This window comes from Salinisphaera sp. SPP-AMP-43 (genome assembly GCF_049568105.1).
Taxonomy (GTDB): domain Bacteria; phylum Pseudomonadota; class Gammaproteobacteria; order Nevskiales; family Salinisphaeraceae; genus Salinisphaera.
Genome location: NZ_CP145335.1, coordinates 4,221,669 through 4,243,279 on the forward strand (window position 1 = coordinate 4,221,669; position 21,611 = coordinate 4,243,279).

Genomic DNA, 21,611 nt, shown 5'->3' on the forward strand with positions numbered 1-21,611 from the left:
ACCCGACGCTCGATCGGTCAGCATAGGGCCATCGTTTTCGCGGGCAGGACTCGCCCATGTCGTGGTTGGCCGGGCCGCCGCTGATTATCGCTGCTGCTGCTCTCTGGGGTCTGTCGGGCGGGCTATCTGGTCTGCTCATTTCGCACGGCTGGGCGCCGTTGTTGATCGCGTTCTGCCGCGGTGCGATCGGCGGCGTGCTGCTGTTGTGCTGGTGGCTGGCCACGGGCGCGGTTCGATCGCGGCCCGACTGGCGGCTGATCACCGCCTCGGCCCTTGCCGGGCTCGGGGTCGCCGGCAACCTGAGTTTCTACTGTGTTGCCATCGCCCATACCAGTGTGTCGGTGGCCGCCACCCTACTGTATACGGCGCCTCTGTATGTCTATCTGGCTGCGCTTTTGATGGGCACAGAGGCGCTGCGCTGGTCCCGACTGCTGGCGCTGGCTTTGATCATGCTCGGTGTAGTGTTGCTGACCCGGGTTTTCGCAGTCGATCCGGGGCAGCTGTCCTGGATCGGCATTCTTGCCGGCCTGGCCGGTGGCCTATCCTATGCCGTATTCATCTTCGGCTTCGGCCAGGCCAACCGCTATGGCCGGCCGCCCACGGTGCTGACGATCGCCTTCGCCGTGTTCGTGTTCGTACTGCTGCCGCTGATCGATATCAGCCGTGCCGGCGACGCCTTGGGGTCTGCCGATCTCGGTTTATTGGTCGCCCTGGGCCTGGCCGGGGCCGGTCTCTCGTTTCCGCTATACGTGTACGGGCTGCGCGATACCTCGCCCGTGCTGGCCTCCGTGGTCGCGATGGCCGAACCGGTCACGGCCGCGCTGTTCGGCCTGCTCGTGCTCGGCGACAGTCTTGGGGCCCTACAGCTGGTCGGTATGGCGCTGATCATCGCGATGGTGACCTGGTTGAGCGTGCAGCGCGCCAAAACCGCGGCTGACTAGGGCGTGTCGTCATGAGATACACCGCCGCACCCGCGCCCAGAGGTGGCAAACCAAAGCATCGTGAGCGTGGCCCAGCCATGTGAGCGAACGATAACGCCGGCGTGCTGCCCCAGGGGGCACAGCTTCCGGGTGATGCCCGCCCACCGCGCCAGGTGGCGTTGCAGGCCTTGACCGTGCGGCCCGACCCGATGAACGGGCGTCATGCGGTGGCGTCTGTTATGACGACACGCCCTAGGGCCTGCTGATACGGCGGTATCGACCTATGGCCTGGCATCAATCCGGGTCTGTTCTGTTCTGTTCTGTTCTGTTCTGTTCTGTTCTGGTCTGGTCTGGCCGGTTCTGGGCCCGTCCTGGCCGCAGGGCACGACTAGGCCATCGTTCACGGGCGTCGACCGTGGCGACAAACCAAGTCATAAGACACCGGGGCAGGCTCGAACCCGTGGGCCGCTTATCCGGGTTTTCCCCTATTAAGCCAGATAATAGCGCGCTATATAGCGGTGAAATCGATCGGTTTTGCTGTTAATTTTCTTTCCCGCAGTGACATCAATGTCGCCGCAATCCAATCGATGATCGCGTCTGTTGTTGCCTGATCGCATCCCGATCGACGCCGGCATGCGCACTGTTCACTGGGGGTCTCTTGTCCGGAAAACGCATCGCCATCGCCTCGGGCGCGATCGGCCTTTTGATCGCCGCGGTCGCCGTTACCGCGTTTGTCTGGAGCCGGCCCTCCAGCGCTGTGCGCTTTGCCCCGGCGGTCGGCGACAGCCACCAATACCGGATCGGCCTACGCGTCGGTGTGGCCCCCGGCGAAAGCGTGTTCGACCGAGCCGTGATTCTGCAGAGCGTGGTGCGCTATCGCGTCACCGATCGCGACCATGACGCCACCACGCTGCGCGTCGAGCCACGCTATATGGTGGGCAAGATGGGCCATCGGGTGTTGTTCGACAGCACCCGCACCGACCATAGCGCTCGCGAACCCATCGCTGCCGCGATGCGCGCTGGCTTCGATCTCACCATCGGCCACGACGGCCACACCCAGCTCACCCCGGCCAATCGCGATGCCTGGGAAGCGGTCATGCAGCACAGCGCGATCCAGCGCCTCGATCAGTTCAAACAACAGCTCAACGCGCCGGGCGTGCTGACCCAGCTGCCCGCCCGCGCCGGCGCCACGCGCACCGCCGGCGGTTTCCAGACGTTGCCCAAGCTCAAGCTGACCGTCACCAAGGTCAGCCCCGAAGCTATCGTGGTGGCAATCGATCGCGCCGAAGATACCCAGCCGGTCCAGGTACCACTTGGCGACGACGACGCGCCCGTCACCATGACCCTCGACCATCTACACGGCAAAATGCGCATCGCCCGCGACTCCGGCTGGATCGAATCGCTGGCACTGGTCGCCGATCAGACCGGTACCCAGGGCAGCCGCAGCGTGCCGATCCATCTGGATCTATCGATGCAGGCCCTGCCGGAGGATCCCGCCGCTGGCGACCTCCAGAACAGTCTGGCCGGCTTCGAGCGCGTGGCCCAGCTGGCCGGCGACGAAGACGACGACAGCTTCGACTATCCGCTGCATCTGCCGCAGAGCGACGACGACACCCACGACCCGCAGCACAGCAACGCCGCTCCGGACCCTCTGTTCGCCGAGTCGGGCGCGACCTTCAAAGTGGATTCCGACCAACACGAGCTCGTGCTCGAAGCGCCCTATAACATCGAGGACAAGCAATCGCCCGGCCATGTCACGCTGGCCGGCCTGACGCTCACCGGCGCCGACGGCCAGGCGCTGGATCTGCCGATGGTCGTCGACGAAATGCGTTTCACCCTGGTCGACGACCGGATCGGCACCCATATCAGCCTGCGCCCGCTCGGCTGGGGCAGCGCCGATCTGTCGGCGATCCACGGGGTCCAGGCCAGATTCACCTATCGTAGCACCGGCCCCCGGCAGCACACCGGCATCGAGTTGGCCGATCATCCGACCGAACTTCGAAAGAAGGATGCCGTAGCGCGCGCGATTCCGATCGAGGGCCAGTCGAATCAATGGCGCATCGAAGTCACCAACGATCAGGGCAACTTCTTCGTGGATCGCACCCAGTCCTACGCCGGGCTCAAGGTATTCAACACCAATCGCCGCTATGGCGCGCCACTCGCGCCGGTCGAAGCCGGGCTGATCGCCCGCGTAGCCCATCCGATGGCCGAGCACGCGCAGTTCAGGGTAGAAGGCCAGGCCCAGCGTTTGCCATTGGCCTACACCCGCTTCGGCGATGATTCGAGGGCGATGCAGGTGGTGTTCACCGACCAGGCGCTGCGCTATCGCGACCGCAGCGCGCCGCCGCCGGACACCCATCATATCTTCGGCCTGGACGCCGCCCCCGAGCAGGCGCTCGATCTAGACGGTCTCGCCCCGCGCGATGCCGATCTCAACCGCCTGCGGCTGCGCCTGCCGGCCGGCCTCGGCCAGGCCTGTGAACTCAAGGCCAAGGCCCCGGCCGAAAACGGCCACGCCCTGGTCTGGCAGCCTCGCAAGGATGTGCGCCGGCCGCTTTCCCGCGACGACGACGAACCGGCCAATGCCGGCCTGCGCGACTGGGAACTGGCCACCGACGACGGCGTGCGTCGGTATTTCTACGATATCGCCGTGGATACCACCCTGCACTGCCCGGGCCAGCCGCAGTGGCAGCGCGCTGACCATCAGCAGGGCGATACCCCGTGGCTGGTCGATATTGCCGATGTGCTCGGCCACCCGGTCGATGCCGACACCCCGGCCACCGCGTTTTTCGAACGCCTGCGCTTTCTCGACAACAACGGCAAGCCGCTGCGGCCGATGCGCCTCGATGCCAAACCCAACGATCGGCTCGATACCTGGCACGACGAAGCCAAGCAGTCGACGCTGGGCGACTATCTGGCCGACGACGGCACGGTGCGCTTCTGGGGCCGGGTGGCCACGATCCAGCAGATCGGCTTTAGCGGCCAGCCAATCGATAAACATTGGCACAACGAACTCGGGGACTACCAATGAAGCGCCTGATGCACCACCCGACGCTGCGCGGCCTGCGCTGGTTCGCCCTCGGTGCGCTGCTGCTCGTAGCCGACGCCCAAGCCGCCAATATCTACTGGCTCGATCTGGACTACGAAGCCACGCCCAAAGACAAAGCCGCCTATAAGGTTACGGTCGGCGACGAGCAACAGGCCGCCGGCTGGCCGCTGTCGATCGATACGGTCGACGACGGTGGCCGGCACTTCCGCGGCTTTATCAACGCCCGGAACTATATGGCCGACGATACCGATCTGGTCGGCCCCTACACCCGCTATCGGCCCGACGATCATTCCAAATCGCAGGCCGGCCAGCGCGATGACGACGGCGAGCTGGACGGCAAGATCACCAATTACCGACGTGACGGCTCGGTGAAATCGACGATCGAGTTCAGCCACGGCCAGCGCGACGGCACCAGCCGCTGCTTCGACGCCAAAGGCCGCCTCAGCTGCCTGACCGAGTACGTCGACGGCAAGCGCGAAGGGGTACGCAAAACGTTCGTACGCGGCACCCTGTTCCAGCTGTCGCATTATCACGACGACAAAATGGAAGGCGTGGTCGAGAAATACACCACCCTCGGCGACAAGCAAGTCCTGGTGGCCCGCAGCCATTTTCACAACGATCGGCCGGACGGCTGGTTCCGCGCCTATAGCGCCGGCCAGCTGACGCAGGAAGTCCACTATCGCGCCGGCCACAAGGACGGTACGGCACGCTATTTCTATTCGGGCTCGGACCAGCTGCGCAAGGAAGGGCACTATGCCGATGGCAAGCGAGTCGGCACCTGGCGACAATACAGCCGTACCGGCAAGCCGTATCGTGAAACCGTCTATGCCGACGACGGCAGCCAGGAGGTCGTCGAGCGTTCGCGCTTCGACTCCAAGACCGGCCAGCGCATCCGGCATGAGCGTATCGTCGGCAGTGGCGACGACCGGCGACGGGTGGTCGAGACCTACGAGCGCAACGGCTACCTGCGTCGCCGCCTAACCCGCTATCTCGAAGCCAACCGTAGCGTGGACGTCGAATTCGACCGCGACGGGCGCCTGACCTATCGCTACGACAAACGCGACGGTCACGGCGTAGGCGCCTATGTCCGGCCCGGCCCCGATGGCCTGGAACACGGCCGTTTCAACGCCGACGGCGAGCGCACCGGCGCTGCGATGCGCACCGACCGCGACGGCGATCGCATTGCCAGCCTGCATTTCAAGCACGACCAGCCCGACGGTGAGTTCATCGGCTACGACGACGCCGGCCGCATCGACGAGCGCGGCGACTATGCCAAGGGCAAGCGCGTCGGACACTGGCAGATCATCGACCATAGCCATGCGCTCACCTGGCAGGGCGAATATCGCGACGACAAGCGCTACGGCCACTGGCAAGTCCTGCGCGACGACGGCCCGCTTAGGGCCGCCGGCGACTACGACGACCAGGGCGAAAAGCAGGGCATTTGGGTGATCTACGACGCCGATGGCCAGCTCGAGAACTGCCCGCGCTTTACCCACGGCGAGCGCGGCGACACGCCCGATTTCGATGCTGAAGACACGCCCAGCGCCACCGAATACTGTCGCGATCGACTGCCGAACTGGGCCGAGCCACAGGTATGACCAAAGCGATCGTGCGGGCCCGGTTTCGTGGCGTCATAGGCAACCGCAATGGCACTTAAATACTGGATCGGCGGCCTCGCCATCACTGCGATCGGGGTCGTGGCCGGCGTCGCCAAATGGCAGGCTGCACACCCCGGTGATAGTCGAAACCATGCCAGCGCCGAGGAAAAAGCCCCGCCGGCGCTGTCGCCGATGCGCGGCTGGCCTACGCCGGCCTCAGGAGCGCTGGCGCTGGCCGATGTCGTGCCCACCGGCAGCGCACGCCATCGCCTGCGGCTACGGCTGCCGGCCGGCGCCGGCGGCGCCTGCGAGCTGACCGCCAAGGCGCCCGATCGGAACGGCCACGCCCTGGTCTGGAAACCCCGGCTCGGCGAGCACTGGATTGCCGGCCAGCGGGTCGAGACCCCGGCCGGGACCCAGGATTGGGAACTGAGCACCGACGACGGCCGACGCCAGTATTTCTATGGCATCGACGTCACAACCCATCTGCACTGCGATGGCACGCCGCGTTGGCACAGCGCCGAACATGACAGCGATACCCCCTGGGTGGTCGATATCGGCCGCCTGTTGGGCCACCGCCCCGATCCCGATATGCCGGCCGACCGGTTCTTCGAACGGATGCGTTTTCTCAACCCGCACGGTCTGCCGCTATGGCCCATGCGGCACGACCGGCGCATCAACGCCCAAGAGGCCGACGCGGTTCGCGAGATGCGCGAATCCCGACTTGCCCACTACATGACCCCCGACGGCCGCATCCGTTTCTGGGGCCGCGTACAACGCATTCGCTGGGTCGAGCTGTCCGGGCCGCCGATCGATCGCCGCTGGCACGACCGCCTGGAGAATTACGAATGAACATGCGGCCCCGGATCGTACGCATGGGCCCGATCGTCGGGCTGCTGTTCGGACTGCTGGCCGCCAGCAGCGCCCAGGCCGCGACCTACTGGCTCGACAAGCAACTCGACCAGGTGCCCCGCAGCCAGGCGCGTTACCAGGCCGAGGTCGGCGAAACGCGCGAACAACCCGGCTGGCCGATCACCATCCGGCGTGTCGACGGCGGGCGATACATGAAAGCTTATGTCGACGATCCCAAGCTTGCCAGCGACTACAAGGTCGTTGGCCCGTATCGGCAATATCGCGATGGCGGCGATCGTGCCTTGATCGAAACCGGTCAGCGCAATGCCCAGGGCCAACTTGCTGGCACGATCACGGTCTACGATCGCCAGGGCCGTATCGAGCGCAAGGTCGAATACGCCCACGGCAAGCGCAACGGCGAGATGCGCGAATACAGCGAAGACGGCGAGGTCTATCGCACCACCGAATATGTCGATGGCGAGAAAGACGGCCCCCGAAAGAGGTTTCGCGACGGCGTGCTCCACAGCATCGAGCCTTATCAAAACGACCAGCTGGAAGGCGCTGCGGAATACTATTACCTCGCCGATAAACAGCGCACCGATGGACGAAAACGACGGCTACGGCTGCGTATCCACTACCAGAACGGGCGCAAGAACGGCTGGACCCGAGCCTGGAACCGCCAAAGTCAGCTGGAATCCGAAACGCATTACGTTGACGGCAAGAAAGACGGCGTCGAGCGAGCCTTCAGCTACGACGACGACGGCGAGCGCGGCGTGACCGCGATCGCCCACTATAAAGCCGGCAAGCGGGTCGGCGTGACCGAGGATTTCTATCGCCACGAACGCCGGATCTATGCCGACGACGGCAGCGAGCGCCTGATCGAGGAAGCGGATATCAACCCGCAAACCGGCCAACCGCTGCGCCGCGAGCGCAAGCTCGGCGAAGGCGACCAAGCCCGGACCGTGACGGAAACCTACGATCGCGACGGCTATCTCACCATGCGCCAGATCGATTATCGGCATACGGGCCATCATCTGCTCTATCAATTCGCGGGCGACGGACGGTTGATCGCGCGGCGCGAACGCGTCCGCGGGGACAAGGTCGGCCGTTTCGTGGCGGAGGTCGGCGGCGGCATGATCCAACGCGGCCGCTACGACGACCAAGGCCGTCGCCAGGGCGAGGTCATCGAAACCCGGGACGGCGAAGTGATGGCGAAAAGCCATTACGTCGACGACGAGCGCAACGGCGACTACGTCCGCTACGACGCACAGGGCCGGGTGATCGAACGCGGCGTCTACAAACAGGGCAAGCGCAGCGGCGCCTGGCAGATCCACGGCGCCAATCACTACGACCAGATCTGGGAAGGCCGCTACGCGGCCGGCCGGCGGGTCGGCCACTGGCGCGTAGTCGATCAAGACGGCCGCCTGCTCGGCGCCGGCGACTATGACGACCAGGGCGCCGAACATGGCGTCTGGGTGATCTACGACGACGACGGGAACGTCCGCGACTGCCCACGCTACGATCATGGCCAGCGCAGCGACACCCCTGATTTCGACGCCGAGGATACCCCCAGCGCCGCCGAATACTGTCGCGATCGGCTACCGGACTGGGCCCGCTCTCAGGCCTGAATTCCGTCGGCCAGGGTTATGTGTCGCCAGCCCGACAATCGGCATCAAGCTCGCTCGGCCAGATGATCGCTCCGGCGCCGTTGCGAACGATTTCGGTGCCGCAGTCGAGTGCTTCGCGGCGAGCCAGCGTGGTCCCGCGCGAATCGATCCAGATACGGTCGCTCACGGCGTCGGCCGGTGTGGCGGCCCATACATCGCCGACGCGATGGGTCTGCTTGGCGCTCTTCCAGGCCGGCTCGAGGCGCGCATAGTCAGCGTTGGTGACGGTCTTACCGTTAATATTTACAAGCTGCCAGTGGCCGCGCTCGATGCTGACGGGACCGACACCGTCGAAGAATGGGCCGATGCCCTGGTAATGCCCCGGTTGGATCAGTATCTGGCCACGGGGGTCGATCAGCATCACCCGCGGGCCCTGAGCTGCCCCCGCGGCCAATACTGTCGAAGTGCCGTGGGCAAAACGCGGGCGCGTCGCATAGCCGTTGTCCGGGGCGACCACGACTTCATCGGTAGCTATCCGCCGCAGCCCAATCCCGCTGGATGGGGTGGGCCGATAAGCCAGCAGCCCGGCGCCCGCGCTCATCAGCAAGCCATCGTGGGCGACCTCGAACAGGGTCTTGTCGCTAGGATCGATGAGCGCATAGCGATCGCGGCTGGCCTCCAATACACGATCGGGCCCGAGTATGTGCAGGGCATTGCGCGATGCCGGTTCGATCAGCGTATGGCCCTCGCGGTCGATAAGACCCACGCGCCGCCCGCGGGTGGAGATCGTATTGGAGCCGACCGGCTGGATCACGGCCATGCCGTATTTGAAGACGCCGGCCTTTGCGTATTCGCCATCGAAGGCGATGCCGCCGTCGCGATCGATATAGTGGCAGCGTCGTTGTCCATCGTCCGAGCGACACACCGGCGCGCGCCCATCGACCAGGGGGCCAGTCGAGGCATATTTCGGCGCGATCACCCAGTGGCCGCGACGATCGATAAAGCCTTTCTGGGTCCAGCGTTTGCCGGCCGGGGCATAGCCGTGGTGAAACGCCCCGATCGTTTGATATTTCGCATCGAGCCAGGGGCTGCCATCGGTATGCAACAAACCGCTTTTGCCGTCGCGCTCGAAACGCCAGCCGTCGTCGCGTACATACAGCGCCTCATAGCGCGGCGTCACTGCCCATTGCCCATCGCGCTGTAATAGACCGCAGCGCGATTGCATATGCTCGTGTACACAGATCGGCAACAAACGCGACGCCAGTGACGCTGGGCTATCGGCTGCCTGGCCAAGGTGGGTCAGCCCACACCCGGCGAGCAATAAAAACAACACACCACGATAGCGTGCACGTCGGCAATTCGGTTTCAACATCGACTCCCCCTTGGACCCATAACAACACGGGCGCTCGGGCCCGCGTTCGCGTGGGCACAGCATAGCCCAAGGGCTATCGCGCATCGGTCGAGCCACAGTCCAGCCGCCATGGCGGTTTAATACGAGCGCCGCATTGGGCCCGCCACGGCCGACCCGTGCAACGCGGCAGGACAGCCCTAATGCACAGGCGGCTCCGCTCGAAGGCAGCGCACACCCCACGATTACGACCCAGCCGCTATCCCCTGCTGTGGCTCGCGGACGTTGTACGACAACGCAACATGCGCCCCGGCTGATCGGGCCGTTCGTCGTCGTTGTTCAGGGCCCATTTGGGGCCGGCTCGTGCGACACCGCGACCGCCCCGGGTCGCGGCGCGCCTTCGTAGGCGCGTTGTTGCCCGGTGGATCGTGGCAGGCGCACTCGGCCCGCTCGGCCACCGCGATTGCTCAAGGGGCCTGTATCGCAGCTACATCACACGGCATAGTAGCGCCCATGAACCGCCTCGCCTGGCTGCTGACGCCCTCCACCGAACAGGTTTTATTCGCGCTCCGGCTGTGTCTGGCGATGTCGTCGGCGTTGTATCTGTCGATGTGGCTCGAACTAGACCGGCCGTACTGGGCTTCTCTAGAAGTCGCGGTGATGATCCAGCCGATGGCCGGTATGGCCGTGGTTCGGGGGTTTGCACGGGCGGCCGGCACTATCGTGGCCGGCTGTGCCGGGCTGGCGATCACGGCCCTGTTCGCCCAGAGCTACGAACTGAGCGCGGCCGCGCTGTCAATCTGGGTTGCACTGTGCGCGTTCTTTGCCAACCTGCTGCGCAACAACCTGTCCTACGGCTTCGCGATCGCCGGCTTCATCGCCGGGGTCACGGTCATACTGTCGCATTCGCTCAATCAGCCCCCCTTCGATATCGCGGTGACCCGGGTTTCGGAGTGTGTGTTGGCCGCAGTGGTGTCGGCCGTGGTGAACGTGCTGACATCGCCACCGGCCGGCATCCGCAACTACTTCAATGCTCGTATCGCCTTGCTCGGCGATCTGGCGCAGGAGTTCGGCCGGGTCGCGGCGCTATCCGGCGTGCATGACGCTGAAGACAACGCGCCGCAGGCAAGCACCGAGGCGTTGGAAGACCCGCATCCGGCGCTGCAGGCTCTGGCCGCCCAGGCCCTAGCCTTGGAACAGACCCGCCAATATATCCGCTACGAGTCGCCGCAGTTCGCCAACTTCGACCGCCTGGCGCGGCGCTTGGACTACGATATTCTGGCATTGATCAGTGCCACCTCGTCGCTGCATATCTACCTGACCACGGATACCGGCCCCGTCGATACCCGCCCGGTGGCCGCGCTCGCCGAACCGGCCCGACGCCTGCTCGCCGAGCCGCATCATCCGGAACATGCCAAGCAGGCCTTTGACACGGCCTACGACGAGATCCTGGCGATCGCCCGCGAACCGCGACAGGCTGAACAGCCGCGTCGACTCGCCGACTGGGTCGTACTCAGCCGGGCCGCAGCGTTGGCTAGCCGGGCACGCGCAGCCTTGGTCACGCACGGCTTGCTGATCGCCGAACGCGAACATCCGAGCGCGCACATCGCGCGTCGTTCCGAGTTCGGCCAGCCGATCGATATCAAGCATGCCGTTCGCAACAGCCTGCGCACACTGACCGCGGTCTCACTGGGCGGCCTGGTATGGGTCAACTTTCATGATCAGCTGCCTTCGATATTGCTGATGATCCTGCTGTCGGCTCTGACCACTATTTTTGCCACCCTACCCAGCCCGGAGGCCGCGGCCGGCGGCTTTGCCAAGGGCTTGGCGATGGCCGCCATGGCCGCGTTCGTGGTCGATTTCCTAGTGCTGCCCCAGGCGAGCGGCTTCGCCATGCTGATGCTGGCCATGATGCCGGTGGTGTTCATCGGCGGGCTGGCGATGACCGATCCAAACCTGGCGCTGCCGGGGCGGATTTCGGTGGTCATGTTCGCGCTACTGGTGCATACCCAGAACGGCGGCCTGCCGAGTTTCACGACTTATATTCAGATCGTGATGGGCATTTTCGGCGCCATCGCACTGACCGTGCTGGCCTTCCGGCTGGTCCTGCCGGTCTCGCCGCGTCAGCGTCTGCGCGAGCAGATGATGGGGGTTTTCGATGAAATGGCCGATGGCCGTCGACATACTCGTGAACGCTTCGAAACCCGGATGTACGATCGACTGAATTCGCTTGCGCTCAACGAGATGGATGCACCATTTCATTTTTCGGCGCGACAGGCCGTTCTGGCCGCCATCAATATCGGGCTCGAGGCCCGCTCGCTGGTGGTTCTGAGCGAACGCGTCGATCTGCCCCCCGCCCTGGCGACCGCGGTACGCAACGAGCTAGACGCGCTGCGGGCGATTTTTGCCGGCCGTCGGCCCACCTCACTGGAACATATCAGCGCCCGACGCCGGGCAATGCACCGCCTGGCGGAACGACTTCTCGCTCATGCGGTCACGATCGAGGCCGATGCCGAGCGCCGGGTCGCTATTCGCGCCAGCGTCTGCGCCGAGCTCGTGTCTTCCGGCCTGGCAGATTATGAAAACGCCTTCGACTCGACAACCGATGACCGGGCGCCGGCGCCGGCGCCGGCGCCGGCGCCGGCAGCAGGTTAACGATCGTCGTCCCAGCCGTCTTGGTCCAGGTCGTTGAGCTTGCTGTGATCGATATGGCTAAACGATTCGCGCGAGCGCCGGTTCTGATACCAGATGAAAAATACCGCGAGAGCCGCGATCAAGACGGCGATCCCGATTACGATCCAGAGTGTCGACATAGACTTCCTTGGCTTCGTCCTGCTGCTATTATCCAACGCTGAAAGGCCGCGCTCCCAAGCCGGATCGGCGCGGCTCCAAGATTCAGCGCGCGGTCCAGCCGAGATCCATGTCCCACGCCGCCCCGGTGACCGCGGCCGCGGCGTCCGAGGCCAGATAAGCGACAATGCTCGCGACCTCGTCGGGCTCGATCAAGCGCTTGATCGCGGCTTGGTCGAGCATGACGTTCTGAATCACCGTGTCTTCGTCGAGATCGTTCAAGCGCGCCTGATCGGCGATCTGATTTTCGACCAGCGGGCTGCGTACATAGGCCGGACACAGCGCATTGGCAGTAATGCCGTGCTCGCCCCCTTCCAGCGCCGCGGTACGAGTCAAGCCGAGCAGGCCGTGCTTGGCGCTGACATAGGCCGCCTTGCCAGGCGAGGCGACCTTGGCATGGATCGAGGCAATATTCACGATTCGCCCCCAGCCGCGCTCGCGCATATGCGGCCAGGCGGCCTGGGTGAGCAGAAACGGCGCAGTCAGCATCAAATCGATCATGGTCCGCCAGCGACCGGCCTCAAAGCTTTCGATGGGCGCGACATGCTGGAAGCCGGCGTTGTTGACCAGAATATCGAGCCGCCCGAAATGCGCGACGGCGGCTGCGACTGCCTCGTGGCAGGCCTGCCCATCGGTCAGATCGGCAGCAAAGAACAGGGCACCCTCGGCTTCGACTGCCGCACGGTCGGCACCTGGCAGATCCACGACCAGGACCCGATCGCCGCGCGCCAGCAGCGTCCGAGCGACCGCCCGGCCAATGCCGCTGGCGCCGCCCGTAACCAGGGCGGCTCGGGAGCTTTCGGTAGAGGGCGCAGCATCGGAGGCATGGATTTCGGACACAGCTGAGCAGCTTTTGCAGTATGAATACGGCCAATATCCGGCACGCGCTGCGTGCTGACAAGCACGCTATGACACGCTCGATATTGAGCCGGCTTGGCCAGTTGACAATACTGGCGCCCCGGTCTCGCTCCGGCTTCGCTTTCGAACGCCTCGCGTTTTGTTTTTCCGTTGGATATCCGAATGCACCCACACCTGCCCGAGATTACGATCGCCCCCGCCGTACTCGAGGCGCTGCGCGCCCTGGCTGCAGGCCCGCAACGCCGGATTCTAGGCCTGGCAGGCGCCCCGGCGGCCGGCAAATCCACGCTGGCAGCTGCGTTGGTCGAGGCTCTGGAAGACCGCGCGGTCGTGGTGCCCATGGACGGCTTTCATCTATCCCAGCAGCAGCTCGAACGCCTTGGGCGGGCCGAGCGCAAGGGGGCGCCCGATACGTTCGACGCTGGGGGCTATCGGGCGCTCTTGGCGCGCCTTCACGAAGCCAGATATAACGCCGAAACCGTGTACGCGCCGGGCTTCTATCGCGAGATCGAGGAACCGATTGCGGCCAGCCTGGCGGTGGCACCCAGTACGCCGTTGGTGATTACCGAGGGCAATTACCTGCTGCTCGAAGAGGCGCCCTGGCCTGGCGTTGCCGAACAGCTGGACACGATTTGGTATCTCGACGTCGATACCACGCAGCGCGAACAATGGCTGGTGGCCCGGCACGAGCGCTTCGGGCGGCATCCAGCCGATGCGCGGGCCTGGGTCGCCGCGACCGACCGCCCTAATGCCGAGCGCATCAGGCCGACCGCGGCCCGGGCGGACCGAATCCTGCGCTGGAACGGCGGCTGTGCCGAATTCGCCGATTAGACGGACGCATGGAGGGCAACCAAGCGGCTTGCAAGACAATATCGACGGGCGCATTTTCGTATCGACTCGAAGCTGCCCCGGCTTTGGCATGATCTGCCGCAGGAGGACTGCCATGTTGCGCCACAGGATGTCCGTTGTCTGGCCTTTCGTTGCCGTAACGCCAGTTCTGCTGCTGGGGATAGGGCTACTTAGCGGCTGTCAGGTCGGCCCCTATACCGAACCACCGCCCGATCCCGGACGCTATTGTCTGCAGCAGTGGCCCAGCGACCGCGAGGCCTATCTGATGTGCCAGCAGCTACAGAACCGCAATCGCAGCGAGTTTCGCGCCTATCTCTCCCAACACGGGCTGTCCGAGCACGATCTCGCCCCACCCGCGGCCGCCGGCGACCCGATCGCCCAGACCGCACGCTATTGTCTAGAACACGGTGCACCGGATTACCAACGGGTCTGGGATTGTACCGAGCGGCGCGCCGAAACCAGCCCCGGCGAGAATCGTTGAGCCGGCGTGGGTGGCTTCAGGCGCCCGATCACCAAGGCGGCTAGCGGCCCAATGAAACCGGCCGCTAGCCTGGGCTATAAACGACGCTAGCAGGCAGGGTCTCGCGCCCGCCGCCGGGCGATGAGCACTAGCCCCAATGCGAATGCGAACAGGGCCAGATTGCCCGGCGCCGGAACCGATGCAGGGGGCGGCGTCGGACGGGTCGCATTGACTTGCTCGGGCCCGCCGAACAACAGACTGTCCAGTACAAAGCCACTGTCCGTCTCGCCGGTACGGGTGATCTGAATCCCGGCAATCTCGGCACTCGCCTCGTCGCTGGCCAATGTCAGGAACGAAAAGCCAATGCTGTCGTTGACGATCGACGCGAGAATGCTGCCGTCTCGGCCGAACGCCGTGACCCGCTCGGCCCCTAGGGCCTGGGCATAACCGACCGACACGCCGACCGCGGCCTGATCGGTACTGAACAGGATCGAGATCGGTCCTAGCGTTGCAGGCGAGCCCGACAGTACCGGGTTGTTCGGTGCGTTGTTGGCATTGGCCGAAAACACCGGGTCCGCGGCTGCATTCAGCGCCAGACCGGCGGTCGGGTTGCCGTTGAAGCAACTATAAGCCGCACAGGCGCCATCCGTTGCCAGCGACTGGCCTTCGAAATAACTGCCAAACGATACCGTGGGGGCATTGGCCCCGGGAGCCGCACTGTATACAGGATCGACGGTCCCTGTAGTCAGGCCACTAAAATCGATCGCCGAGCGATCGTCCTGAAACACATCGGTGTCGGCGCCGATGACCGCGGCCTGCGCGCTCATCGCCGCCAGCGTCAGGCCTAGCGCTAGACCGGTTTTCAAACCCGGCAATCGCAACCATGGAATAAAGGCCGGCTTAGACATTGTTAATCCCTCGTTTTGTATAACCTTTGAGCCCTAGGCAAGTTTGATGCCGAGCACGCAAACATATGTTTTAAAAGATATAAAAAGGCTTAAGAACCAACCATAGCGACAATGTGTAAAAAACTCTGACAGTTGACCGCTTTGTCGGCTGGTTAGTGTCGAATTATTTGACATCCCTCCAATGCCTGCCTACTGTCCTCGCCAACCGAACCCCGGTCAGTAACGTCCGGAGTCCAAAGCGCCAGAGGGGGTGGCGCCGAACGGCTTCGAACGGGTGCGACAAAAAGTCGCATACCGGTATACGAGTGCTTTGAAAAAAGGATGGCGACTTAGGAAACTCATGAACAATCCGACCCCAGGAAAACTCTTGGCCGGCGCTGCGCTGCTGGTGATGACCCATGCGGCTGTCGCAGCCGAGTACAGTGCGGTGCAAACCTCCTCCGATACGGCCACGACCCTCGATACAACGACTACGCTCGACACCACCACGACCCTGATCGGTGGCACGCCGGAGCTGCACTCCCAGCAAGACTCGGTGACCTACGGCCCCGAAGGCGATATCTCACTCGGCGACGGCGGCGACGGCGACGGCGACAACGGCGACAACGGCGGCAACGGCGGCAACGGCGGCAACGGCGGCAACGGCGACAGCGGCGACAATGCTGGGGGATCACCCCCGTCGGCCGGCGAGACGGTAGTCACGTTCCAGGCCAAATCGACCGGTAATGCCCACGGCCGGGTGGTTACCTTGGGCCAGGTCTTCAAGCAAGGCGATGTGCCCCAGGGCGAGAGCGTCGTAGCGGAAGTCCAGGGCCGTGTTGTGCCCACGCAGGTCGACCCCAAGGCCACTTGGGACGATGGTTCGTTACGCCATGCCGTCATCACTGTGCGTCTGCCGCAATCACCGGATTCACAGGGCACGACAGTTGCCTTGGCTCGAACCGATTCGTCGAGCAACGCGAATCGCCCGGTCTCGATCAACGATCTGCTGGCCACCGATTTCGATGGGCGCATCACCTTCCGTGAACAGGGGCATAGCTATCGCGTGAATGCCCGCAATCTGCTGCGCCAGGCCCAGTCATCGGGCTGCCCGCAATGGGGCGATCAATGCAAGCACTGGCTATCCGGGCCGTTGACCTCGGAGTGGATCGTCGGCGGTCCGGTGACCAGCGATAACGAAGCGGCTCCTCATCTGGCGGTGTATTTCCATATCCGTGCCTATGCCGGCGACAACGGCGGCATCACTCGGGCCCGGGTGGATACCGTGGTCGAAAACGACTGGGCCTATGCAGACGACCCGCAGAATCTGCATTACAACGCCAACCTGACCGTTGGCGATACCCGCTATCCCGTGCACGGGTTGACCCATTATCTGAACGCCCGCTGGCATCACGTGCTCTGGTGGCAGGGCCGTCCAGCCGTCTATGCACGCCCTGATACCGAATATCTACAGGCCAGCGGCGCGATCTCCAACTACGCCGACGTCACGCCGGGCAGCGCATTCCTGAATTCGGTCTCGCAAAGTTTTCCGCCCATGGATAACGGCGATCAGACGGCGCATATGGCCAATACAGGCGCCCAGGCCTCGATCGGCCCGCTGCCACGTTGGAGTTCCACCTACGCCGTCTCCGGCGATCGCCGGGCCTTGCGTTGGATGCTGGCCAACGACAGTGCGGTCGGCAGCTACGGATTCCACTACCGAGACCGGGCTACCGGGCGGCCGCTCAAGATCACCGATCACCCGTATGTGACCCTGGCCAACTATCGCTGGGCCGAACGCGCCGGCAGCCAGTATCAGGACGATTTGCTACCGCAGTGCCATGGCGACTGCCATTCGCCCTACGACTACGATATCGCCCATCAGCCGTCGATCGGCTATCTGTCCTATCTGGTGACCGGCGACTACTACTATCTCGAAGAGATGCAGTTCGCGGCCTCCTATGACGAGCTCTGGGCCAACGAAAGTTATCGCGAGCACGACCAGGGGATCCTGCGTCGGGCCCATGGGCAGATCCGGGCCCAGGCCTGGGCGCTGCGTGATATCAGCGACGCTGCTTTTGCTACCCCCGACAGTGATCCAATGAAGTCGTATTACAACGGCCTCATCGACAACATACTGTCGGACTACAACGACTACTACGTCGGCACCGGCGTCAATCCACTGCATACGCTGGTCGGCGGCGAAGCGTTCACCTATTCGGTCGACGGCCAACAACGCGTAGGCGTCGCTCCCTGGCAGACCGATTTCTTCACTTGGGCCGTAGGCCACGCTGCAGAGCAGGAGATGCCTGGCGCCGAGCCGTTCCTGCGCTGGTTGGCAGCGTTCCAGATCGGGCGTATGACCGACTGGACGGACCAACCTGCCCGTGGCTTTTGCTGGCTGGAAGCCTCGGCATACAAGCTCCGGGTACGCGACAGCCGTAATGCGGCTATCTACGACGATATGTCCGAGGTCTATGCCGCCAATTTCCCGCGCCTGGTCGGCACGGACTGCAATAGCTCCGACATGCTGCTGCGCCTGAACAACAGTACTGGTGGGCATTATCACCAGAACGAAATGGTTGAATTCCCAGGCTCGGCCACCGGCTATCCGGCCAACCTGCAAATTGGCTTGGCCATGGCGGTGGACAGCGGTCACGATAACGGCACCGAAGCCTGGCAGTTGTTCGATTCCCGCAGTGACAAGCCGGACTACGGCAACTATCCGAACTTTGCCATCGTGCCCCGGAGGATCGACGCTCAGGATTGATCCCGGACATTAAGCCCGGTGCTTTCGGCCGGTTACAGGCTGGAAACCAAAGAGGCCGGATCGCAACGATCCGGCCTCCTGAGCACGAGCGATCGCCCGATCAGCGATCTCAAAGTCCTACCCTTCGCTTTCGAGACGACCCGTTCAGGATCCGTCGATCTGTTTCTCGCCCGTACCCTGGGTGTTTTGGGTCGGCGCCATACGGGGCAGGACGGAGTCGTCCCCGCCCTTCTGTTCAGCGCCCTCTGGCTTGTTCTGACGGTCCATGCCCGGGCTGGTCTTGGCTGCCGGGGTCTGTTGCACGGTATTGGCTTTGGGGTTGCGCCCGGTTGCCGTCGAGTTCTGCGTCGGCGCCATCCGCGAATCCATCGCTGCGTCACCGGCCTGTTGTTCGGCCGCCGCTTTCTGGGACTGCTTCGGCACGGAGTCGACATCGTCTGAACCGCTCGCCAAGGCTTGGCCGCCGATACCGAGGCCGAGCACACCGGCGATCAGCATCACCGGCAAGCGTGAATAAAAATTCGGTTCTTTATTGGCATACATAAGTGTCTCCTGTCACGGCGCTATCCGGCCGTTCGCAATTTTTTACAGGAAACAGTTATTACGGCCTCCCTGGGAATAAATCAATCCCCAAATGCCGACACAGCCAAAGCTAAGCTTTTTTATTATAAGAATCATTACGTTATTAAGATAACGCCCAACTCGCCCTCGGAATAACGCAGGATACTACGACCGGGGCGGCGCACCCGCGACGCTCATCGGGGCTGAGTTGCGATCCTAACGACAGCTCGACCGCGGCCCGCCGTCTGGCAATCCAGGCAAGACACATCATCGCCTTGGTTTCGCCGCTCAATTATTCGCCGCAACGGCCGATAAGCAGTATCGAACCGGACCTTCAATAGAGGCCGCTGCCGAAGCCCGATCGCCTGATCCCTCGGCTAAAGCCACGACTGGAATTCGAAAAAACATAGATTAAAGAATAACCCGAGCCGTCATATTGTTTGGCGAGATCGGTACGTCAATCGCTTTTCAAGCACCACGGCTTCAGCCCGCCAACCCGCTCATTCCGATTACGACTGCAAGGCCGATTCTATGCCTTGTTTGAAGGAAACCACCTCATGACCCGTTATACAACGGCCCTATTCATCGCCAGCCTGGCTCTGAGCAGCTTGGGCACGGCCTCGGCGACTGCGCTGACCGCGGGCGATATTCTCAATCAATACAATCTCGTCGTCTTCGACGACCTGGATACCAACTCGCATGTCGACGGCCGAACCTATGTCGGTGGCGATCTAACGGGCAACGGTGGTGATTTCTTTCAACACGGCAGCCAAGCGGCTGCTTCGGCCTATCCGGCCCTGATCGTAGGCGGCGACGTCTCGGGCGGCGATAAGCACGTCAACAGCAATGGCAATGCACTAATCGGTGGTAACGTCAGTCACCTGACCATGAACGGCGGCAGCGCTGCCGTGGGCGGCACCGTCGAAGCCAATAGCAGCCATGGTAATTTCCGGTCCAGCGCCTCGGTCGCGATACCGGATTTCGAATCCATACTCCGGGGCTACTCGAGCGCCCTGGCAGGCGAGACCGGCAACGGATCGATCCGCATGAACGGCAGCCGGGCCATCTTTAGCGCCGATCCGAACCAAGCCCTAACCGTATTCAATATCTCGGGGGACTTTTTCAACGGCGTCAATGAGATCGAAGTCTCAGGCGATGCCACGTCGCGACTGTTGATCAACGTCGATGGGAACCCCGGCACGATCGCAGCGAATTTTCTGGGCGATTATTCATCGCTGCAGACGAGCCTGATCTGGAATTTCTTCGACGCCTCGGCGATCGATTTCCAACGCCAGTTCCGCGGTTCGATCCTGGCGCCGGAGGCCGCCATCACCAATTCCAACAATCTCGAAGGCAGCGTGGTCGCCGGCAGCTTCTACCAGCGCGGCGAAGTCCATCTACCGGGCTTCGGCAACGATTTCCCATCGACCGAGCCGCCCTCGGCCGATATCCCCGAGCCGCCGGTCTGGCTGCTGTTCTTCGCGGGCGTTCTCGGCCTCGGTCTGTTTCGCAGCCGCCGCCGCGCGAGCCGTGCGCGGCGGACTGTATTGGACGCCGAGCACACCCCGGCGTCGACTGTTTGACCTGACGATAACAGCGGCCGGGGCTACGCCGCCCCGACCGGCACGACCCGCGACTATTCCTCGATCGCCATTTCCGGCGGTGCCTGACGGAAACCGCGCGTCAGCCACGCCAGCATGCCCAGCCCCAGCAACAGCCAGATGCCGCCGATCACATGCGCGGGCGTATCCAGGCTATACAGCAGATAGGCATCGATCGCCGCACCGACCAGTGGCACGATGAGCCAGCCGATGATGCTGCCCGGGCCGGCCGTCGAACGCCGGCGCCAGAAGTGCACGATCACGCTGAGATTGACCAGCGTAAACGCACTGAAGGCGCCGAAGTTGATAAACGAGGTCGACGTGCTGACATCTAAAAACAGCGCCGCCAGACCGACGATACCGATCAGTGCCACACTGAACACCGGGGTATGCAGTCCCGGCGCGACATAGCCGAACACCCGACGCGGCAGCACACCGTCACGGCCCATGGCATACAGCAGTCGCGAGGCAGTGGCCTGCGCCGCGATTCCCGAGGCGAACTGGGTCACAATCATGCCGGCGATGAATACCGCGGCGAAGAAGTTGCCCCCGATGGTGGTCGCGATCTCGAAGGCAGCCGAATCGACTTGCTCGAAATGCGTGCCTGGATGCGCCAACTCCACCGTATAGCTGGTGATGATGAAGACCACGCCCCCGATCAGCGCCGTGATGACCACCGCCAGCGGGATATTGCGCTTAGGATTCTTGGTTTCTTCGGTCAGCGTGGTCACGGCATCGAAACCGATGAAGGAATAGGCCGCCAGCGCGGCGCCGGCCGAAATTGCCGCCAGCGTCGTATGCTCGTTGAAAAACGGCGTCAGTGCATTGGCCCCGGTATCGGCGTTGAAAAAATGCGCCAGACTCAGACCCACGAATATCAACAGCACCAGGACCTGGAAAGCCATCAGTACAGAGTTCACCCCGGTGGCGACACGGATGCCGATGATGTTGAGCGCGGTGGTCAAAACGATATAGGCGACCACCCAAACCCCCATCGGCACGCCCGGGAACTCGGTCGACAGAAACGAGGCCCCGATCAGCCAGATCACCAGCGGCAGGAAAAAATAGTCCAGCAGAATCAGCCAGCCGGCCAGGAACCCGAACTTCGGCCCGATTCCCTTACCGACATAGGTATAAGCCGAGCCGGACACCGGATAGGCGCGCGCCATGCGCCCGTAGCTGTAGGCCGTGAACAGCATGGCGATCAGGGTCACGATATAGGCGGTCGGCACCGTGCCGTTCGAGGCCTCGGCGACAACGCCAAAGGTACCGAGCACGATCATGGGCGCCATATAGGCCACCCCGGTGAGTACCACTGCGCCGAGCCCAAGGCTGCGTTCCAGCCCGGGGGTGTGTTGTTGGGGATCGCTCATTCAGACGGCTCCGATACCGAGATAGATG

16 protein-coding genes are annotated in these 21,611 nt (G+C 63.5%); 10 read left to right on the forward strand and 6 right to left on the reverse strand.

Features of this window, described 5'->3' with window-relative positions; genetic code table 11:
* The first annotated feature begins 56 nt into the window (after positions 1-56).
* From V5738_RS18235 to V5738_RS18255, 5 genes are all read left to right on the forward strand, one after another.
* Positions 57-941 carry a DMT family transporter gene (locus V5738_RS18235; protein WP_423822249.1) on the forward strand — a complete coding sequence of 295 codons (885 nt, stop codon included), beginning with the start codon at positions 57-59 and terminating at the stop codon, positions 939-941.
* 637 nt (positions 942-1,578) lie between these two features.
* Positions 1,579-3,951, forward strand: coding sequence for a hypothetical protein (locus tag V5738_RS18240; RefSeq protein WP_423822250.1), 2,373 nt, complete (start codon positions 1,579-1,581; stop codon positions 3,949-3,951).
* Positions 3,948-5,567, forward strand: a complete 1,620-nt coding sequence (locus V5738_RS18245; RefSeq protein WP_423822251.1) for a toxin-antitoxin system YwqK family antitoxin — start codon at positions 3,948-3,950, stop codon at positions 5,565-5,567. The genes V5738_RS18240 and V5738_RS18245 overlap by 4 nt, the downstream gene beginning before the upstream one ends.
* A 48-nt stretch (positions 5,568-5,615) precedes the next feature.
* Positions 5,616-6,419, forward strand: a complete 804-nt coding sequence (locus V5738_RS18250) for a hypothetical protein (RefSeq protein ID WP_423822252.1) — start codon at positions 5,616-5,618, stop codon at positions 6,417-6,419.
* The gene (locus V5738_RS18255) at positions 6,416-8,047 is read left to right on the forward strand and encodes a toxin-antitoxin system YwqK family antitoxin (RefSeq protein ID WP_423822253.1); all 1,632 of its coding nucleotides are present in this window, start codon (positions 6,416-6,418) and stop codon (positions 8,045-8,047) included. The genes V5738_RS18250 and V5738_RS18255 overlap by 4 nt, the downstream gene beginning before the upstream one ends.
* Before the next feature lie 16 nt (positions 8,048-8,063).
* Here V5738_RS18255 and V5738_RS18260 read toward each other — a convergent pair whose 3' ends face one another.
* Complete coding sequence (locus V5738_RS18260) at positions 8,064-9,398, reverse strand: WG repeat-containing protein (RefSeq protein WP_423822254.1); 1,335 nt, start codon at positions 9,396-9,398, stop codon at positions 8,064-8,066.
* A 489-nt stretch (positions 9,399-9,887) separates the two neighbouring features.
* Between V5738_RS18260 and V5738_RS18265 the strand changes: the two genes are divergently transcribed.
* Positions 9,888-12,029, forward strand: coding sequence for an FUSC family protein (locus tag V5738_RS18265; protein ID WP_423822255.1), 2,142 nt, complete (start codon positions 9,888-9,890; stop codon positions 12,027-12,029).
* Here the strand turns inward: V5738_RS18265 and V5738_RS18270 are convergent.
* Both V5738_RS18270 and V5738_RS18275 read right to left on the reverse strand, forming a co-directional pair.
* Positions 12,026-12,187 carry a hypothetical protein gene (locus V5738_RS18270; RefSeq protein ID WP_423822256.1) on the reverse strand — a complete coding sequence of 54 codons (162 nt, stop codon included), beginning with the start codon at positions 12,185-12,187 and terminating at the stop codon, positions 12,026-12,028. The genes V5738_RS18265 and V5738_RS18270 overlap by 4 nt on opposite strands.
* An 82-nt stretch (positions 12,188-12,269) precedes the next feature.
* Positions 12,270-13,055 carry a 3-hydroxybutyrate dehydrogenase gene (locus tag V5738_RS18275; protein ID WP_423824208.1) on the reverse strand — a complete coding sequence of 262 codons (786 nt, stop codon included), beginning with the start codon at positions 13,053-13,055 and terminating at the stop codon, positions 12,270-12,272.
* Between the two features lie 189 nt (positions 13,056-13,244).
* Here V5738_RS18275 and V5738_RS18280 point away from each other — a divergent pair, with 189 nt between their 5' ends.
* A complete protein-coding gene (locus tag V5738_RS18280) occupies positions 13,245-13,913 on the forward strand; it encodes a nucleoside/nucleotide kinase family protein (protein WP_423822257.1) in 669 nt (222 codons plus the stop codon).
* Between the two features lie 112 nt (positions 13,914-14,025).
* Complete coding sequence (locus V5738_RS18285; protein ID WP_423822258.1) at positions 14,026-14,412, forward strand: hypothetical protein; 387 nt, start codon at positions 14,026-14,028, stop codon at positions 14,410-14,412.
* An 86-nt stretch (positions 14,413-14,498) separates the two neighbouring features.
* Here the strand turns inward: V5738_RS18285 and V5738_RS18290 are convergent, their stop codons facing one another.
* Complete coding sequence (locus V5738_RS18290; protein WP_423822259.1) at positions 14,499-15,299, reverse strand: PEP-CTERM sorting domain-containing protein; 801 nt, start codon at positions 15,297-15,299, stop codon at positions 14,499-14,501.
* A 340-nt stretch (positions 15,300-15,639) separates the two neighbouring features.
* On the opposite strand from V5738_RS18290, the gene V5738_RS18295 reads away from it, so the two are divergent.
* Complete coding sequence (locus tag V5738_RS18295; protein WP_423822260.1) at positions 15,640-18,048, forward strand: hypothetical protein; 2,409 nt, start codon at positions 15,640-15,642, stop codon at positions 18,046-18,048.
* A gap of 144 nt (positions 18,049-18,192) precedes the next feature.
* On the opposite strand, the gene V5738_RS18300 is transcribed toward V5738_RS18295, so the two are convergent.
* Positions 18,193-18,591 (reverse strand): hypothetical protein, encoded by a 399-nt coding sequence (locus V5738_RS18300; protein ID WP_423822261.1) that lies wholly within the window; start codon positions 18,589-18,591, stop codon positions 18,193-18,195.
* A 575-nt stretch (positions 18,592-19,166) separates the two neighbouring features.
* On the opposite strand from V5738_RS18300, the gene V5738_RS18305 reads away from it, so the two are divergent.
* Positions 19,167-20,192, forward strand: a complete 1,026-nt coding sequence (locus V5738_RS18305; RefSeq protein ID WP_423822262.1) for a choice-of-anchor A family protein — start codon at positions 19,167-19,169, stop codon at positions 20,190-20,192.
* A 53-nt stretch (positions 20,193-20,245) separates the two neighbouring features.
* Here the strand turns inward: V5738_RS18305 and V5738_RS18310 are convergent, their stop codons facing one another.
* Positions 20,246-21,583 carry an APC family permease gene (locus tag V5738_RS18310; RefSeq protein ID WP_423822263.1) on the reverse strand — a complete coding sequence of 446 codons (1,338 nt, stop codon included), beginning with the start codon at positions 21,581-21,583 and terminating at the stop codon, positions 20,246-20,248.
* Positions 21,584-21,611 lie beyond the last annotated feature (28 nt).

What these genes read in the sequence shown, in the direction of transcription:
- V5738_RS18235 (WP_423822249.1), top strand. Translation starts at nt 57, where the DNA reads ATGTCGTGGTTGGCCGGGCCGCCGCTGATTATCGCTGCTGCTGCTCTC.
- V5738_RS18245 (WP_423822251.1), top strand. Translation starts at nt 3,948, where the DNA reads ATGAAGCGCCTGATGCACCACCCGACGCTGCGCGGCCTGCGCTGGTTC.
- V5738_RS18250 (WP_423822252.1), top strand. Translation starts at nt 5,616, where the DNA reads ATGGCACTTAAATACTGGATCGGCGGCCTCGCCATCACTGCGATCGGG.
- V5738_RS18255 (WP_423822253.1), top strand. Translation starts at nt 6,416, where the DNA reads ATGAACATGCGGCCCCGGATCGTACGCATGGGCCCGATCGTCGGGCTG.
- V5738_RS18260 (WP_423822254.1), bottom strand. Translation starts at nt 9,398, where the DNA reads ATGTTGAAACCGAATTGCCGACGTGCACGCTATCGTGGTGTGTTGTTT.
- V5738_RS18265 (WP_423822255.1), top strand. Translation starts at nt 9,888, where the DNA reads ATGAACCGCCTCGCCTGGCTGCTGACGCCCTCCACCGAACAGGTTTTA.
- V5738_RS18270 (WP_423822256.1), bottom strand. Translation starts at nt 12,187, where the DNA reads ATGTCGACACTCTGGATCGTAATCGGGATCGCCGTCTTGATCGCGGCT.
- V5738_RS18280 (WP_423822257.1), top strand. Translation starts at nt 13,245, where the DNA reads ATGCACCCACACCTGCCCGAGATTACGATCGCCCCCGCCGTACTCGAG.
- V5738_RS18285 (WP_423822258.1), top strand. Translation starts at nt 14,026, where the DNA reads ATGTTGCGCCACAGGATGTCCGTTGTCTGGCCTTTCGTTGCCGTAACG.
- V5738_RS18290 (WP_423822259.1), bottom strand. Translation starts at nt 15,299, where the DNA reads ATGTCTAAGCCGGCCTTTATTCCATGGTTGCGATTGCCGGGTTTGAAA.
- V5738_RS18295 (WP_423822260.1), top strand. Translation starts at nt 15,640, where the DNA reads ATGAACAATCCGACCCCAGGAAAACTCTTGGCCGGCGCTGCGCTGCTG.
- V5738_RS18300 (WP_423822261.1), bottom strand. Translation starts at nt 18,591, where the DNA reads ATGTATGCCAATAAAGAACCGAATTTTTATTCACGCTTGCCGGTGATG.
- V5738_RS18305 (WP_423822262.1), top strand. Translation starts at nt 19,167, where the DNA reads ATGACCCGTTATACAACGGCCCTATTCATCGCCAGCCTGGCTCTGAGC.
- V5738_RS18310 (WP_423822263.1), bottom strand. Translation starts at nt 21,583, where the DNA reads ATGAGCGATCCCCAACAACACACCCCCGGGCTGGAACGCAGCCTTGGG.